This window comes from Rahnella sp. PAMC25617 (genome assembly GCF_050606005.1).
Taxonomy (GTDB): domain Bacteria; phylum Pseudomonadota; class Gammaproteobacteria; order Enterobacterales; family Enterobacteriaceae; genus Rahnella; species Rahnella variigena.
Genome location: NZ_JBOCUM010000004.1, coordinates 1 through 16,162, shown reverse-complemented (window position 1 = coordinate 16,162; position 16,162 = coordinate 1). Strand labels below are relative to the sequence as shown.

Here is a 16,162-nt window from a genome sequence, read left to right as displayed (position 1 = left end):
AATCAGTTTCGGTTGCGGGTAACTTTAATGACGTCCGGCATGATACGAATTTTACGCATGATATTCGCCAGATGAACGCGATCGCGAGTCGTCAGGCGGATAAAGGCGCTGTAGACGCGACCGTCTTTTTCTTCGGTGCTCAGGCTCTGAATGTTCGACTGAGCAGCATTAATTGCTGCTGTCAGGTTCGCCAGTGCGCCCTGATGGTTGAACATATCGACTTTGATTTCGGCGATAAATTCCTGATCCGTTTCCTGATGGTCATCCCAGTCAACGGCCATGAATTTCTCAGGTTCTTTCTGATAGCCACGAATATTACGGCAGGACTCATGGTGGATAACCAGACCTTTGCCCGGGCTGACGTGCGCAATAATCGGGTCACCAGGGATCGGACGACAACATTTTGCGAACGTGATCAGTACGCCGTCTGCGCCTTTAATCGGCAGATTACGCGTGCCTGACGATGCCATTGATGACTGATCGCCCATCAGATTTTTAGCAACAACAACGCTCATCGCGTTGCCGAGACCGATTTCAGCCAGCAGATCATCCATCGCCACGAGCTTCATGCGATCGAGTTCGTTTTTAATGTTTTCTGGCGGAATATCTGACAGTTTTTTACCGGCACCCAGCGCGTGATTCAGCAGACGACGACCCAGCGAAACGGAATCATCACGTTTCAGGTTTTTAAGCATCTGGCGGATTTTGGCGCGAGCGCGTGAACTGACGACAAAGTTCAGCCAGGCAGCGTTCGGGCGGGCACCCGGAGCGGTAATGATTTCGATAGTCTGACCGCTGGTGAGCGGCTGTGAAAGCGGATAAGGCTGGCGGTCAACGCGCGCGCCCACACAGGCATGGCCGATATCGGTATGCACTGCGTAAGCAAAGTCGACCGGCGTCGCGCCCGCAGGCAATTCGACGATACGACCTTCCGGGGTAAAGACATAAATCTCATCCGGGAACAGATCCGATTTCACACTCTCGATAAATTCAAAGGAGTTGCCTGCGCTTTGTTGCAGCTCAAGCAAACTCTGCAACCAGCGTTGAGCGCGGATCTGCGCCGTCGTGCTGGTTTCACTGTTCTCTTTATAAGCCCAGTGAGCCGCAACCCCCATCTCTGCCATCTGATCCATATCTTCAGTACGGATCTGCACTTCAACCGGCACGCCGTGCGGGCCGATAAGTGAGGTATGCAAAGATTGATAGCCGTTGGCTTTTGGGATTGCGATGTAATCTTTGACCCGACCCGGACGTGGTTTGTAGAGGCTGTGAGCCTGCCCTAACACGCGATAGCAGGTATCGAGGTCTTTAACGATCACCCGGAAGGCGTAGATATCCATGATGGAATGGAAACGCTGTTCCTTGAGGTGCATTTTGCAATAGATAGAGTACAGGTGTTTTTCGCGGCCACTGACACGGCACTGAATACCGGCTTCGGTTAAACGGCCTTCTATCTCAGAGAGGATTTTTTGGATCATCTCTTTACGGTTACCACGCGCGGCTTTCACCACTTCTTTGATGACGCGATAACGGTTTGGATAGAGTGCTTCGAAGCCCAGCTCTTCGAGCTCGGTTTTCAGGTGATGAATACCCAAACGGTGTGCCAGCGGGCTGTAAATTTCCAGCGTTTCGCGGGCAATGCGGCGACGTTTATCCGGGCGCAAAGAGCCCAGCGTGCGCATGTTATGGGTACGGTCAGCGAGTTTGATCAGAATGACGCGGATGTCTTGCACCATCGCCATGACCATTTTGCGGAAGTTTTCCGCCTGTGCTTCTTTCTTATCGCGGAACTTCAGCTTGTCTAACTTTGAAACGCCTTCAACCAGCTCAGCAACGCTCTTGCCAAACAGTTGTTCCATATCCTGGTAAGTTGCAGGCGTGTCTTCGATAACGTCGTGTAATAACGCCGCCATCAGAGTCTCATGATCGAGCCTCATTTCAGCCAAAATACAGGCCACGGCCACCGGGTGAGTAATATACGGCTCACCGCTGGAACGTGTTTGCCCCTCGTGCGCATCCCGCGCCACGAGGTAAGCCTGCACGAGGCGCTTAATTTGCTCCTCCGGCAGGTATTTTTGAATCAGTTGATTCAGGCTTTCAAAGATATACAAGTGAGATCCGTTTCGTTAATTAACGACGGCCTTCAGCGATGGCAGTCACTGCCTGAATCTCTGCGGCTTCCTGCTCTTGTTGCTCCTGACGGTCACGAACGTCGAGGATCTGATTAGTGATCAGGCCTTCTTCGATTTCGCGCAGGGCAATAACGGTGAATTTATCGTTTTCTTCAGCGACCAGTGGATCTTTACCACCAGATTGCAGCTGGCGTGCGCGACGAGCAGCCACCAACACCAGGTCAAAACGGTTACCAATTTTCTCAACAGCGTCTTGAACAGTTACGCGTGCCATATATGTGCTACTCCACAGGGTGACGAAAGACTGGGCATAATACTGAAAGTGACTTCAGTCTGCCAATAGTTTGGTGATTAATCCGTCATGACGGAGCCGCTGACGGCTCAGACGCAGACGTTCGGCGCGAATAATGGTTTTTAAATCCGATAACGCCAGATCAAAATCATCATTCACAATTAAATAGTCGTATTCAGCAAAGTGCGTCATTTCCGCAACAGCTTGTGCCATACGTTTTGCGATAACGTCTTCGCTGTCCTGACCGCGGCCACGCAGGCGGCGGTCAAGCTCATCTTTGGATGGCGGCAATACAAAAATACTGCGTGCCTGAGGCATTTTTTTCCGGATTTGCTGAGCGCCTTGCCAGTCGATATCCAGGAAAACATCCACACCAGAAGCTAAAACCTGCTCAATGGTTTCACGCGAAGTGCCGTAGTAATTACCGAAAACTTCTGCGTGTTCTAAAAAGGCATCACGTTCAATCATCTCGAGAAACTCTTCTTTAGAGACAAAGAAGTAATGTTCGCTGTGTTTCTCGCCCGGTCGCATTGAACGGGTGGTATGAGAAATAGAAACCTGTGTGTCGTAGAGCGGTTGTGTTTTAAGTAAAGCCTGAATCAGACTTGATTTACCTGCTCCACTAGGGGCGGAGACAATATATAGCGTGCCTTGAACCATGATGACGTTTCAACTGAATGGGTTGATAGGAAGTATGCGAAGAGTGATCTCTCGCACAGTATACACGCTCGCCGCATTCGGTGCAGTGCCCAGACGTATTTCATCGCAACTTCGCACGAGAAAATAGCCTTTCTTTGTCGATTTACGTGCCGTCTTCCAAAATTTCTTTTCGTTACAGCAACTCACTAAATAACGGTGAATGCATCTCGCAGGAATCAAAATTGCGACTGGCGGAAGATATCTCTGCGGCGTTTACTGGCGCCCACAAGGAGGTGCTTATGCGCCAGCTCATCATTATCAGTCTGTTATTTATCCATTTTTCTTCTCTAAGCGCTGAGTTGTCTGAGCGTGCATGTCCTGCCTGGCCAGCGACACATCTGGAAAAGGAAACCCGTCAGCTCACGGCCCAACTCGCACAATGGGACACCGCTTACCATCAGTCAGGCATCAGTCCGGTTGAGGATTCGGTCTATGACAATTTACGCCAGAAACAGAGTTTTTGGCTGCAATGTGCTGGTCAGGTACTTCCTGCACCAGTGATCCCCCGCGCAGAAGATGCTATTTCCGTTCATCCGGTTTCTCATACCGGGCTGAATAAAATGAAAGACAAGCAAGCTGTTGCATACTGGATGAAGGGGCGTAAAAACCTTTGGGTGCAGCCCAAAGTAGATGGCGTAGCAGTGACGCTGATTTACCGATACGGGCACCTCGCCGCGTTGCTCAGCCGCGGTGATGGTGAAAAAGGACAAAGCTGGACGGCAAAAGCTGCATTGATTGCGGCTATACCCCTTACTATTCCCAACCTGGCACCTCAACTGGTGTTACAGGGCGAGCTCTATCTGAAGATGACCGGTCATCAGCAAAGTGCTGATGGCGGCGTGAATGCGCGATCGAAAGTCGCGGGGGCAATGCTGCGCACTTCGGCCTCTGACATATTGAATCAGCTGGGTATTTTCATCTGGTCGTGGCCGGATGGTCCGCTCAGTATGAGCTCGCATCTCGGGAAACTCAGCCAGTTCGGTTTTCCTGTGGTTTCTCAATACACACTGCCCGTGAAATCTGTTGATGAAGTCGCTAAATGGCGTGATACCTGGTTTCTCCGGCCACTGCCTTTTGCGACCGATGGCGTCGTCATCCGTCAGGAAGAGGAGCCTGCGGGAAAATATTGGAAAAATAAGCCAGCGACCTGGGCTGTGGCGTGGAAATATCCACCGGTAAGACAGCTCACAGAAGTCGCGGGTATCACGACGACTATCGGGCGAAGCGGGAAAGTCACCATCATTCTGAATCTGAAAAGCCTCAGGCTGGACGACAAATGGGTGAATAAGGTGAATGTGGGATCCATAAATCGTTTCAGAAATTGGGATGTGCTCCCGGGAGACCAGGTGGCCATTACACTGGCCGGGCAAGGGATCCCGCGTCTTGACGAAGTTGTGTGGCGCGTGAGTGAGCGCACGGGGCTGCAACTGCCAGACCCACAGCAATACAACGCGCTTTCTTGTTTCACGCCTGAGCCTGGTTGCGCGCAGCAGTTCCTATCCCGGCTGGTCTGGCTCAGCGGACCGGAAGCGCTGGATATGGCCGGATTTGGCGGGGCAACCTGGCAAAAACTGCTCGATGCTCGTCCTGCTGATTCGCTGGTCAGCTGGTTGGATATCACCGAAAAAGAGATGGCTGCGGTTCCGGGCATTGGTGTTAAACAGGCTCAAAAGTTGATGGCCCAGATTTCCCTGACGCGGGAAAAAGATTTTCGCCACTGGCTTTCAGCAATGGGATTTCCAACATTTGCACTGAAATTTGCAGAGCGCCAGCATTCCTGGAACCAGCTGAAAGCAATGACCTCGCTGGAGTGGGAAGCAACAGCAGGAATCGGGAAAACGCGGGCGAACCAGATTTTTGAGTTTATTCATCACCCGCAGGTGATGGCAATCGCCGGGGCGTTAAGGCAGGCGCATTTGCCTGCCTTTCAGTGAGCTATAAAAACCGGGTTAATGGTCCGAATGCGGATAATTGAAGACAGGCAATCCAAGGCGGAACCGTAATGCAATCAGGCGAGCAATAAACCCGACCAGCAGGGTAATGATTACCACCAGATTGTGCGGTAACGAGAAATATTGCAGGCCGATATACACCCAGGCAGAGGCAAATGAAACGCCTGCATATATCTCTTTCTGGAAGACCAGTGGGATCTGATTACACATCATGTCCCTCAGGACGCCACCGAAAACGCCGGTGATGACTGCGCAAACCGAAGCGATGATAGGACCATGTCCCATATCGAGCGCCACTTGTGTTCCGATAATAGAAAACACCACCAGCCCCAGCGCATCCAGTACCAAAAAGAGCCGGCGCAGGTGTTGCATAAGCGGTGCAAGCCAGGTGGTCATGAGTGCGGCGACGGCCACAATGACAATGTATTCCGGATGCTTAACCCACCCCAAAGGATAGTGCCCCAGCAGCATATCGCGGACAGAGCCGCCACCAATTGCCGTCGCTGATGCGATAATAATGACGCCAAAGGAGTCCATTTTACGCCGTCCGGCAGCAAGAGCACCGGTCATAGCCTCTGCGGTGATCCCAATAATATAAAGAACAGTGAGTAACATCGATGTGCGCCAGACGAATCAGTAATGAGAAAGCGATAGCCGCGTAGAGTAATGAGTTTCCCATTGCCTCTCGACTGAGTTTTTCTTTTGCATTGATTTTGAAATTACTAAATCTAATGCGATTACCCCTGAAACTTGCCTGTGTAAAAGGGTGGGTAAGAATGTCGGGTTATTTTAGATTAGAAAAATCGCAATTGCTTGTTACTTTAGCCATCCTTTTACTCTTTGTGTACGCCCGACATTCTTATCAAAGGTGAATTTTCTCTGTTTATAAGTTACGATTATTTAAAATCGTCACTCATTGACGCACTGCATAATAGTTTTATCTGCCCGGAGGCATGTATGAAACCCGATATTCCGGTTGCGTTAACACAGCGTGGACCTGCCGGGCACGAACGGCGTGAGCAAATCATTGATGCTGCTTTCGAGCACTTTCGTCTTTATGGGTTTGCCAAAACGTCGGTTGCCGATCTGGCAAAATCGATTGGCGTTTCAAGTGCTTATATCTATAAGTTTTTTGAGTCTAAACAGGCTATTGGCGAAGCTATTTGTTCGCAACGTGTTGGGCAGATAGATGAAGCACTCCTGTTGATTGCACAAAGCGACCAAAGTGCGACTCTGCGCCTGAGATCTATTTTTAAAACGCTGCTGACACGTAGTCTGGATCTCTTTTTCCAGGATCGGAAATTACATGATCTGGCCGCGACAGCAGCGGCTCAGCAATGGAAATCGACACTAAATCACCGGGCAATGATGTACAGCATTGTTGAGAAAGTGGTCACAGACGGGCGCGAATCTGGTGAGTTTGAGCGTAAAACGCCGCTGGATGAGGTTTGCATGGCGATCACCAGCGTGACCACGCCGTTTTCGCACCCGTTGTTGCTGGAACAAAAAACGCCGGAACAACTGGAAGAGCGCGTTCAGGCGATTACCAGCCTGGTTCTGCGCAGTCTGGCAAAATAGCCATAACGAAATTTTTGGTTACGGGTTTACAAAATCGTAATTCGTCACATACTGTCAGCCTTATTATCAGAAACCCGTTTCTGGCCGGTTCATCAAAGCGCCCGCAGAAACTTAAGTCCTAAACAGACAGAGAGGAATATTTATGTCTCATCGTCGAGTAGTTATAACCGGCATGGGGGCTGTGAGTCCTCTGGGCTGTGATATCGAAACGATCTGGAAGCGCCTGCTGGCCGGTCAGTCCGGTATCCGAGTTTTACCGGAAGAGATTGTTGAAACCCTGTCCGTGAAAATTGGTGGTCAGGTACAAACCAAAGAACAGGACCCTGAGTCAGGATTCGATCCGGACCAGTTCGTGGTGCCCAAAGACCAGAAAAAAATGGACCGTTTCATTCTATTCGCGATGGCTGCTGCTGATATGGCCGTTGCTGATGCGGGCTGGAAAGCAGAAACGCAGGAACAGCAGGAACGTACCGCAACGGTAATCGGTTCCGGTATCGGTGGTTTCCCGGCGATTGCGCATGCTGTACGTACTAACGATAGCCGTGGCGCTAAGCGTTTGTCCCCGTTCACGATCCCTTCATTCCTGGTGAATCTGGCGTCTGGTCAGGTTTCCATTAAGCATCAGTTCAAAGGCCCGATTGGCGCACCGGTAACGGCTTGCGCGGCAGGTGTTCAGGCGATTGGCGATGCTGTACGTTTGATTCGTAATGACGAAGCGGATGTTGCGCTTTGTGGCGGTGCAGAAGCGGCTATCGATACTGTGAGTTTGGGTGGTTTTGCTGCGGCGAAAGCGATGTCCACCGGCCATGAAGATCATCCGGAAAAAGCTTCCCGCCCGTTCGACAGCGCGCGTGATGGTTTCATCATGGGCGAAGGTGCGGGCATGCTGGTGATTGAAGAGCTGGAACACGCGAAAGCCCGTGGTGCGAAAATTCTGGCTGAGATTGTCGGTTACGGCACCAGCGGTGACGCTTACCATATGACTTCGGGTGCGGAAGATGGCAACGGCGCGGGTCGCGCCATGAAAATCGCGCTGCGTCAGGCGGGTATCCAGCCTTCAGATGTCCAGCACCTGAATGCTCATGCCACCTCTACCCCGGTGGGGGATCTGGGTGAAATCAATGCGATTAAAACCCTGTTCGGCACCGACGGTAAGCTGGCGGTGACATCCACCAAATCTGCGACCGGGCATCTTCTGGGCGCGGCTGGTGGTCTGGAAACCATCTTCACCATTCTGGCCGTGCGTGACCAAATTGTTCCTCCGACGCTGAATCTGGAAAACAAAGATGAAGCAGCTGCAGGTCTGAACATTGTCGGTAATACCGCGCAGAAACATGAGATTACCTATGCCCTGTCAAACGGCTTCGGTTTCGGTGGCGTGAACGCCTGCGTACTGCTGAAACGCTGGGAAAACTAATTTCCCTCGCTGTTAAAGCATAAAAAAACGCCTCGGGTTGTGATGACCGGAGGCGTTTTTTTTGTGCCGTGAGGCAATGAACCTGTTGTCGTTATTTTTTATTCAGACGCTTTGCGGCTGATTCAATTTGCCTGATGCTGTGTTCCGGAGCGGGGAGATTTTCCGGCATGGCTCCGCCTAATTCTTCGATAGTTTGGCGAACTTTTCTACCCACATCGAAATGTGTCTGGTTAGCATTTTGCTTTGATTTTACCTCATCGCGCCGCAACTTCTCTTCTGTCTGAGTTGCTCTGAACAAGTTGGCGGCCAGTTCGGTTGATCCCATATAGTCGAGGATCTTTTGGCTCTTTTTGAGTCCTTTTCGCTGATGGATAGCCTTTTGGTCTAATCCGCCATACAGCCCCTGATAGCCATGATTCTGAAACACGGCAAAATCCAGAGTGGTTTCTACGCCGGCCTGTTGAGCGACTTCGACTAATTGTTTGTTATGCTCTTTTAGCTCGTTACGCAGGAACAGACGCTTTTCATCTTCCCTGAGTCGCTTAAAGTTTTCATCATCAGCTAATTCTTGCCGTCTGGTTTGCAGAGCAAAGTAAGTCTGTCCTGCAGCGATGACGGGTTTGCCGGGATCACCATTTTGGACAACCAGATAACATGCGTATCTCGACAGATGAACGTCATCTAATTCACGCAATGCTGTTGAACCAAGAGTAACCATTTTGGTGGCGTTAACGAAATGGTCTGCTATCTCCTGATTACTTGTCTCACAGGCTTGCATAGCTCTGGATAGAACCTTCTGGAAATTCCTCCAGTCTTTATAATTCAATAAAGAGGACAGGTCTCTTGCTGACCAATACTCACTTCCATTTTCGTTGTTCAGACGAAGTTTTTCAAAAGGTTGATGGTGTTCGTTCATGCCAATCTCCATATTGCAAATGATACAGCTGGCCAGAACAAGGGAATGGCTAGCGCGTTTTAAGGCGCCTTCATGATAACTCCTGAGAATAAAAAAAAGCCCGCCAGGATGCGGACTTTCTAATGTTAGTAAGACTTAATAATACGCTTTGACGTTTTACTCGATATTCTGGATCTGCTCGCGCATTTGCTCGATCAATACTTTCAGCTCAATGGCGGAAGTCGTGACATCGGCGTTGATGGATTTAGACGCCAGCGTATTCGACTCGCGGTTAAATTCCTGCATCATGAAATCAAGACGACGGCCAACGGCTTCTTCCTTCTTCATGATTTTGTGCGTTTCTTTGACGTGTGCTTCCAGACGGTCCAGCTCTTCTGCAACATCAACACGCTGCGCCATCAGCACCAGTTCCTGCTCAAGACGGGTGTTTTCCAGCTGTACCTGGGCATCTTCCAGCTTGCTGACCAGACGTTCGCGCTGCCATTGCAAAATGTTTGGCATCTGGGCACGAACCTTGATCACCTCAGCACTGACACCGTCGAGACGTTGCTCGATCATGGTTTTCAGCGCGGCACCTTCGCTTTCACGGGCGCTGATGAAATCGTCGAGCGCAGTTTCCAGAGCCACCAGTAATTCGTTGCTGATAGCATCCAGATCCTGTTCTTCGGCCAGCATGACGCCCGGCCAGCGCAGAACTTCCAGCGGATTGATTTCACCTTCGTCACTTTGCATTTTTACCCATTGCGCGGCTTCAACCAGCTGTTTAGCCAGCTTTTCATTGAGCTGCAATGTGCTCTGTGCGCCCGGATCGAGATCAAAACGCAGATTACATTCGACTTTACCGCGGGTCAGGCGAGAACGAATACGCTCACGGACGACCGGCTCCAGGCTGCGGAATTGCTCGGGCAGACGGATGTAAGTTTCGAGATAACGTTGGTTTACCGAGCGGAGTTCCCACGCTGCGCTGCCCCAGTCACCCTTAATTTCGCGTCGGGCATAAGCGGTCATACTTCTGATCATGTATGCGTACCTGTTAATGTAAAGATGCAGCGATTATAGCCGTGCCGTGCCGGTCATGATAGGCATTACCTCGCGAAGTCCGTATAATGCGCAGCCAAACATGATTCGCGACCCGGAGAACTATCCATGCGTCCAGCAGGCCGAAATGCACAACAAGTGCGCCCCGTAACACTGACCCGCCATTACACTAAACACGCTGAAGGTTCCGTGCTGGTGGAGTTTGGTGATACCAAAGTGCTGTGTACCGCCACGGTGGAGGAAGGTGTTCCGCGTTTTCTGAAAGGTCAGGGACAAGGTTGGATCACCGCTGAGTACGGCATGTTGCCGCGTTCTACCCACACGCGTAATGCGCGTGAAGCTGCAAAAGGCAAGCAAGGCGGCCGTACGCTGGAAATTCAGCGTCTGATTGCCCGTTCCCTGCGTGCTGCTGTCGATCTGAAAAAGTTGGGTGAGTTCACCATTACCCTCGACTGCGACGTGTTGCAGGCTGACGGTGGTACGCGTACTGCGTCTATTTCTGGTGCGTGTGTGGCTCTGGCCGATGCGCTGAATGCGCTGGTGGCTGCGGGTAAACTGAAAGCTAACCCGATGAAAGGCATGGTTGCCGCGGTGTCTGTCGGTATCGTTAAAGGCGAAGCGCTGTGTGACCTTGAGTATGTTGAAGATTCGGCAGCTGAAACCGATATGAACGTCGTGATGATGGAAGATGGGCGCATGATTGAGGTGCAGGGCACCGCAGAGGGCGAGCCATTCAGTCATGAGGAGCTACTCGGTTTACTGGCCCTCGCCCGAGGGGGCATCGACACTATCTTCCAGGCGCAGAAAGCGGCGCTGGCGGAATAATTTTTTAAGGCGACTGAGAAGTCGCCTTTTTTATGGCCTGCGGGCTGACAATTAGAAATAAGACATTATCGAGGAGACCATCAATGAAAGCCTATCAGCGCCAGTTTATTGAGTTCGCACTGAACAAACAGGTTTTGAAATTCGGCGAATTTACCCTGAAGTCAGGACGCATCAGCCCTTACTTCTTCAATGCTGGTTTGTTTAATACCGGCCGTGATCTGGCGTTACTGGGACGTTTTTATGCCGAAGCATTGGTGGATTCTAAAATTGATTTCGATTTAGTGTTTGGCCCGGCTTATAAAGGGATCCCAATCGCGACGACCACGGCGGTTGCGCTGGCTGAGCACCATGAGCGCGATGTGCCATACTGCTTTAACCGCAAAGAGGCCAAAGACCACGGCGAAGGCGGTTTGCTGGTAGGCAGTCCGTTGCAGGGGCGCGTCATGCTGGTGGATGATGTGATCACCGCCGGGACGGCTATCCGTGAATCGATGGAAATCATCAATGCCAATAACGCCACTCTGGCAGGTGTGCTGATTTCTCTGGATCGTCAGGAACGCGGACGCGCAGACATCTCCGCCATTCAGGAAGTTGAACGCGACTATCATTGCAAAGTGATTTCAATTATTACGCTGGCCGACCTGATTGAATATCTGGAAGAAAAAGCGGAAATGGCTGACCATCTGGCTGCTGTGCGGGCTTACCGGCAGGAGTATGGCGTTTAACATCGGGTAAAACTTCATAAGGCAGGGATGTCATGACACAAATTGAAGCGGGCAGCAAAGCATGGATGCCTTCCCGGGCGGCAGAGTTTCTCTGTCGCCAGACGCAGCACCTGGTCAGAAGCCGCATCCTGACGCCAGCGGAATGCCAGCGTATTTATGATTTTTTTGGTGTCCGGCCTGATTATCCGGAATGGCGAAAATTTCTGGTCCTGTTACTCTCGCTGCTGGGTTTGTTGTCGCTGGTCGCGGGTGCCGTCTTTTTTGTCGCCTGGAACTGGGCAAATATGCCGAAGATGGCAAAACTTGCGCTGGCAGAGTTGTTGATCGTTGCGCTTGCCGTCGTAGTCTGGTGGCGCTGGTATGACGGACTTGCACGCAGCGCCTTGCTGGCGGCCGGCCTCAGTTTTGGTGCGCTGTTTGCCCTCTATGGCCAGATTTATCAGACGGGCGCCGACAGCTGGGAGTTGTTCAGAGCCTGGTTGTTTGTTTTCCTGCCTTTAGCCGTCATCGGCCGACAGAACAGTCTGTGGTTCTGCTCCTGGTTACTTGCCAATCTTACGTTTCAGCTCTATTACGCTACGGTGTCAATGTCTTTGCTGGACAGCGCGGCATTTGACGGTCTCGACTATTTCCCTGCAACTGCGCTCTACAGCTATCTGATTGTGCAGATATTGTGTCTGGTCACGCGTGAAGTGCTTGCCCTGCAAAGCATAAAACACAATCCTCAGTCCTGGCTTGCCAGTCGCTGGTTCTCCCGCGTAATGGCTGGTTTTCTGCTGTTGATGCTGACGTCCATCGTGGCGGGAAATATATCCGGCTGGAGCTACGGTAACCATCATCCCTTTATTACCGCGTTATGGCTGGTTGTTTTGCTGGCGGGATACTCCTTCTACCGCTATCGCCATCCTGATCTTTGCATGCTGACGCTGGGGGCGGTCAGTTTAGCTGCCGTTGGATGCGTATTGATCATGCAAATGTTCGACAGTTCTTACGATGTGGGTGGCCTGTTTATGCTGGGCTGTCTGATGGCTTTATGGCTGACGGGATGTGGTGCCCTGATGCTCTCCTGGCGGCGTAAACTCTATGAGCGCCAGCCGGTCGAGGTTTCCTCCACGGAGGTCGCTTTACTGACGGAGCAATTACGTCAGCATAATTTGCTTAATCAGACGCAAATTGAAGAGATTCAGCAATACGATCACTCCTCTCACCTTCCCTGGTATCTGCGGCTGACGCTGGGTGTCGGTGGCTGGGTGGCGGCGATGATTATTTTACTTCTGCTGATACTGGTGCTGTATGTTGTCGGCCTGCTCAATGATCCCAACGCTGCCACGGTGATTATCCCTTCGCTGCTCCTTGCCTTTGTCGCGGGCGGACTTTTGCGCGTACAGGGCGTGAGTAAGCATCATATCGGGCTGGCATGGGCGATAGCGGCAACCTGTGGCCTCTGCTTTGGTTTCTATATTCTCTTTGAGCCTGGTTGGGAAATGTCTTTCCTGGTGGGCTCGCTCTGTTCATTGCCTGTGCTTGCGTTGATGGCGCTGGCCATGTCAGATCGTACTTTCCGCTTTATGGCGATAACCGCGCTGACATTTTTGCTAATCCTTTCCGGCAATTTACTGGCTGGCATGTATTTACCGCCGGCCGCCAGTTTTTGGACAGTGTCAGCGCTGGTCGCTGCCATAGTGATTTTCTGGCTGTGGATTATCAGAGAACAAATTAACCTAAAAGCCACATCATGGGCTGATGCGGTTTCTCCTTTCCTCTGGGGTATTCCTTCCGGCCTGGTATTGCAGTGTTTTTCCGGTATTAATTCCTCGCTTCTCTTCGATTTTTTCTGGCAGCCAGCAGGGTATTTCACTCTTTCGCAGGGTACCGGCACAGGCATTGCCGCAGGTTTAATACTGGGGTGTTTGTATCAGACTGGGGTGAAAAAGATGCCATCAGCCATGCTGTATCTGGCGGCGGCGGTTTTGTGTGGTGCCGCAGCCTTTTATGCGCCGGGGATCGGCCTGGGCCTGTGGTTGTTACTGATGGCCCGTTATCAGGGAAGTCAGGGGATTTTAGCCGCGAGCGGCTGTTTTTTGGCGCTGTATGTCATTGACTGGTATTACTTCCTCGGCGTCAGCTTATTGCATAAATCTCTTCTGATGTTTGTCACAGGCGTGGTGTTGCTGGCGCTGGTATTTGCAGCCAAAAAGCTGATCTCCGCGCGTAAGGAGCAAACTTATGCGAACCGGTAATCTGAGAAAATGGCTGGCAGGATTGGTGATACTGCTGACGCTGACCGCAGTGAATACGGGTATCTGGCAAAAAGAGCAGGTGCTTAAACAGGGCGCGGTGATGATATTGCAGCTTGCGCCGGTTGATCCGCGTTCCCTGATGCAGGGGGATTACATGGCTCTCAATTATTCCATAACGCGATCTTTGCAGGAGGAGTTTTACCAGCAACGTCAGGTTTGTGATTCTGTTCCACAGACCCCGTGTCTGCCTGTCAGTGGCAAAATTATTGTGACCGTTAATGTACAGCGGCAGGTGACTCAGGCGCGGTTTGATAGCGGTGAGCCTTTGAAGCCTGATGAACTGCGGGTTAACTATCACATGAAGTCCGGAATGCTGACTGTGGGGACTGATGCTTACTTTTTCCAGGAAAGTCACGGTGAGCGTTTCGCCAGCGCGCGTTATGGTGCATTTCGGGTAGGGGAAGACGGGTCGGCCTTACTGACTGCGATGCTGGATAAAAATGGAAAAATGATTCAGCCGTAACGGAAAAACAAAAGGGCCTTTCGGCCCTTTTTGATATCTGACGTTTGTCGCTGCGTCGTGTTTTTATTGCAACTGAGCGGAGATAAGCGGCCAGCGGGTATCGAAGTCTTGCGTCGGTTTGTACTTGAATTCAGAGCGTACAAAGCGTGACAGCATCCCTTCGCAAAATGCCAGTAACTGGCTGGCGAGCAGGGTTTCATCACTGATAAACCCGCTGCCTTCACGCATTTTCTTTTCCCGCAAAACCTGACGCAATTGCGCTTCGATTCGCTCGAACAGCTGGTTGATGCGACCTTGCAGGCGGTCCTGTTCAAACATCAGGGCATGACCTGTCATGATGCGGGTTAGCCCCGGATTACGTTCGGCAAAACCTAAAATCAGCAGCAAAATCAGACGGATTCTGTTTAGCGTATCTTTTTCATCCTGCAGGATGAGATTGATACGAGTGATCAGACTGTCTTCGATAAACTCGATTAAACTGTCAAACATCCGCGTTTTACTGGGAAAATGACGGTAAAGAGCTGCTTCTGAAACACCTACACTGGCGGCAAGCTTTGCGGTTGTGATCCGCTGGCTGCCATCGCTGGACTGAAGCATTTGCGCTAACGCCTGCAAAATCTCTTCGCGCCTGTTCCTTTTTGTCGTTTCTTTCTCTGCCATGTCTGAATAGACCCTTGCTAAAAAACGGCTAAAACCATGGAGAAACCGCACAACTGCCGCATGAATCGCTGTGATCCTGCGGCTTATTTCGTTCCCTTCGCGTTGTTACGGTCTGATAGTGATAAGGATCTGTTCAATATCGCGTCAAAATCTGCGGTGCTGAACAGGTTCTTATTGGCGACCTGAGTGGCCAAAGCCCCCTTCGCCGCGTTCACTGGCGTCAAAATCTTCCACCAGATTGAATTCTGCCTGAACCACAGGGACAAATACCATCTGAGCAATGCGCTCGCCCGGTTCAATAATAAATGTGGTCTGACCGCGGTTCCATACCGATACCATCAGCTGGCCCTGATAATCAGAGTCGATAAGACCGACCAGATTGCCCAGCACGACGCCGTGTTTATGGCCCAGACCGGAGCGCGGCAAAATCACCGCCGCCAGATTAGCATCACCAATATGGATAGCCAGACCAGTTGGCAGCAGCGTAGTTTCACCCGGTTTCAGTTCTACAGACGCGTCCAGACAGGCGCGTAAATCCAGACCCGCAGACCCTGGTGTTGCGTAAGCCGGTAAAGGGAAAGTCGAACCGATGCGCGGGTCGAGAATTTTAATGTCGATTTTTTTCATCATAACGGCTGACAATCTCTTCTAATAAACGTTGACCAAGCAGGGACTTATCGCTGAGCGGTAAAATTTTATCCCCGTCCTGCCAAAAAAGATGCAGGGCATTGGAATCACTGTTGAAACCCTGCCCGGCAAGTGAAACATCGTTAGCGCAGATCAGATCCAGATTCTTGCGGATCCTTTTTTGCCGCGCGTATTCTTCCACATTCTGGGTTTCAGCGGCAAACCCCACAACGTATGGCCGGTTCTCTGTCATGGCGGCAACGCCCGCGACAATGTCGGGGTTTTTCACCATTTTCACAGTGATTTCATCGCCTTGCTTTTTGATTTTCTCATCAGCAATAATTTCTGCGCGGTAATCAGCCACGGCAGCGCAGGAAATAAAAATATGCTGAGAACCCGCAGAAAGCTGCACCGCTTTTTGCATTTCCAGCGCACTTTCCACATCAATCCGGCGGACGTTAGGCGGTGTCGGCTGGGTGACTGGTCCGGCGATTAGCGTAACCTGCGCACCGCGTTCAGCGGCGGCTTTGGCAATCGA

Annotated in this window: 16 protein-coding genes; 7 read left to right on the top strand and 9 right to left on the bottom strand. The window is 51.2% G+C overall.

What is annotated here, in order from left to right; translation table 11 throughout:
* Window positions 1–2: 2 nt before the first annotated feature.
* Genes spoT through gmk form a run of 3 tightly spaced genes read right to left on the bottom strand, consistent with a single transcriptional unit; the run spans window position 3 to window position 3,084 of the window.
* Window positions 3–2,111, bottom strand: a complete 2,109-nt coding sequence (gene spoT, locus ACM615_RS04790; RefSeq protein ID WP_112289300.1) for a bifunctional GTP diphosphokinase/guanosine-3',5'-bis pyrophosphate 3'-pyrophosphohydrolase — start codon at window positions 2,109–2,111, stop codon at window positions 3–5.
* A gap of 19 nt (window positions 2,112–2,130) precedes the next feature.
* Window positions 2,131–2,406, bottom strand: a complete 276-nt coding sequence (gene rpoZ / locus ACM615_RS04785) for a DNA-directed RNA polymerase subunit omega (protein WP_015699238.1) — start codon at window positions 2,404–2,406, stop codon at window positions 2,131–2,133.
* A 54-nt stretch (window positions 2,407–2,460) separates the two neighbouring features.
* Window positions 2,461–3,084: a guanylate kinase gene (gene gmk / locus ACM615_RS04780; protein WP_129637801.1), complete on the bottom strand. Its 624-nt coding sequence runs from the start codon at window positions 3,082–3,084 to the stop codon at window positions 2,461–2,463.
* Window positions 3,085–3,362: 278 nt separating this feature from the next.
* Here gmk and ligB point away from each other — a divergent pair, with 278 nt between their 5' ends.
* Entirely contained in the window at window positions 3,363–5,057 is a 1,695-nt protein-coding gene (gene ligB / locus ACM615_RS04775) for an NAD-dependent DNA ligase LigB (protein ID WP_431011526.1), read from the top strand.
* Between the two features lie 15 nt (window positions 5,058–5,072).
* Here the strand turns inward: ligB and ACM615_RS04770 are convergent, their stop codons facing one another.
* The gene (locus tag ACM615_RS04770; RefSeq protein WP_112289302.1) at window positions 5,073–5,690 is read right to left on the bottom strand and encodes a trimeric intracellular cation channel family protein; all 618 of its coding nucleotides are present in this window, start codon (window positions 5,688–5,690) and stop codon (window positions 5,073–5,075) included.
* Window positions 5,691–6,032: 342 nt separating this feature from the next.
* Here ACM615_RS04770 and ACM615_RS04765 point away from each other — a divergent pair, with 342 nt between their 5' ends.
* Together ACM615_RS04765 and fabF are read left to right on the top strand one after the other, a co-directional pair.
* On the top strand, window positions 6,033–6,653 hold the full coding sequence (locus ACM615_RS04765) for a TetR/AcrR family transcriptional regulator (RefSeq protein ID WP_112289303.1): 621 nt from the start codon (window positions 6,033–6,035) through the stop codon (window positions 6,651–6,653).
* Window positions 6,654–6,795: 142 nt separating this feature from the next.
* A complete protein-coding gene (fabF, locus tag ACM615_RS04760) occupies window positions 6,796–8,070 on the top strand; it encodes a beta-ketoacyl-ACP synthase II (protein ID WP_112289304.1) in 1,275 nt (424 codons plus the stop codon).
* Between the two features lie 91 nt (window positions 8,071–8,161).
* On the opposite strand, the gene dinD is transcribed toward fabF, so the two are convergent.
* Both dinD and ACM615_RS04750 read right to left on the bottom strand, forming a co-directional pair.
* Window positions 8,162–8,986 (bottom strand): DNA damage-inducible protein D, encoded by an 825-nt coding sequence (dinD, locus tag ACM615_RS04755; RefSeq protein WP_132967236.1) that lies wholly within the window; start codon window positions 8,984–8,986, stop codon window positions 8,162–8,164.
* Between the two features lie 156 nt (window positions 8,987–9,142).
* Window positions 9,143–10,006 carry a YicC/YloC family endoribonuclease gene (locus tag ACM615_RS04750; protein WP_112289305.1) on the bottom strand — a complete coding sequence of 288 codons (864 nt, stop codon included), beginning with the start codon at window positions 10,004–10,006 and terminating at the stop codon, window positions 9,143–9,145.
* Between the two features lie 126 nt (window positions 10,007–10,132).
* Between ACM615_RS04750 and rph the strand changes: the two genes are divergently transcribed.
* From rph to ACM615_RS04730, 4 genes are all read left to right on the top strand, one after another.
* On the top strand, window positions 10,133–10,849 hold the full coding sequence (rph, locus tag ACM615_RS04745; RefSeq protein WP_013577632.1) for a ribonuclease PH: 717 nt from the start codon (window positions 10,133–10,135) through the stop codon (window positions 10,847–10,849).
* An 83-nt stretch (window positions 10,850–10,932) separates the two neighbouring features.
* Window positions 10,933–11,574, top strand: coding sequence for an orotate phosphoribosyltransferase (gene pyrE / locus ACM615_RS04740; RefSeq protein ID WP_113877644.1), 642 nt, complete (start codon window positions 10,933–10,935; stop codon window positions 11,572–11,574).
* A gap of 32 nt (window positions 11,575–11,606) precedes the next feature.
* Window positions 11,607–13,814, top strand: coding sequence for a DUF2157 domain-containing protein (locus ACM615_RS04735; protein ID WP_431011525.1), 2,208 nt, complete (start codon window positions 11,607–11,609; stop codon window positions 13,812–13,814).
* A complete protein-coding gene (locus ACM615_RS04730) occupies window positions 13,801–14,337 on the top strand; it encodes a GDYXXLXY domain-containing protein (protein ID WP_112289308.1) in 537 nt (178 codons plus the stop codon). Before ACM615_RS04735 ends, ACM615_RS04730 begins: the two co-directional genes overlap by 14 nt.
* Window positions 14,338–14,400: 63 nt before the next feature.
* Here the strand turns inward: ACM615_RS04730 and slmA are convergent, their stop codons facing one another.
* The 3 genes from slmA to ACM615_RS04715 all read right to left on the bottom strand — a co-directional run.
* A complete protein-coding gene (gene slmA / locus ACM615_RS04725; RefSeq protein ID WP_013577628.1) occupies window positions 14,401–14,997 on the bottom strand; it encodes a nucleoid occlusion factor SlmA in 597 nt (198 codons plus the stop codon).
* Between the two features lie 171 nt (window positions 14,998–15,168).
* Window positions 15,169–15,627 (bottom strand): dUTP diphosphatase, encoded by a 459-nt coding sequence (gene dut, locus ACM615_RS04720; RefSeq protein ID WP_015699226.1) that lies wholly within the window; start codon window positions 15,625–15,627, stop codon window positions 15,169–15,171.
* The coding region (locus tag ACM615_RS04715; RefSeq protein WP_431011524.1) for a phosphopantothenoylcysteine decarboxylase at window positions 15,605–16,162 on the bottom strand (558 nt) is incomplete at its 5' end. The genes ACM615_RS04715 and dut, both read right to left, overlap by 23 nt.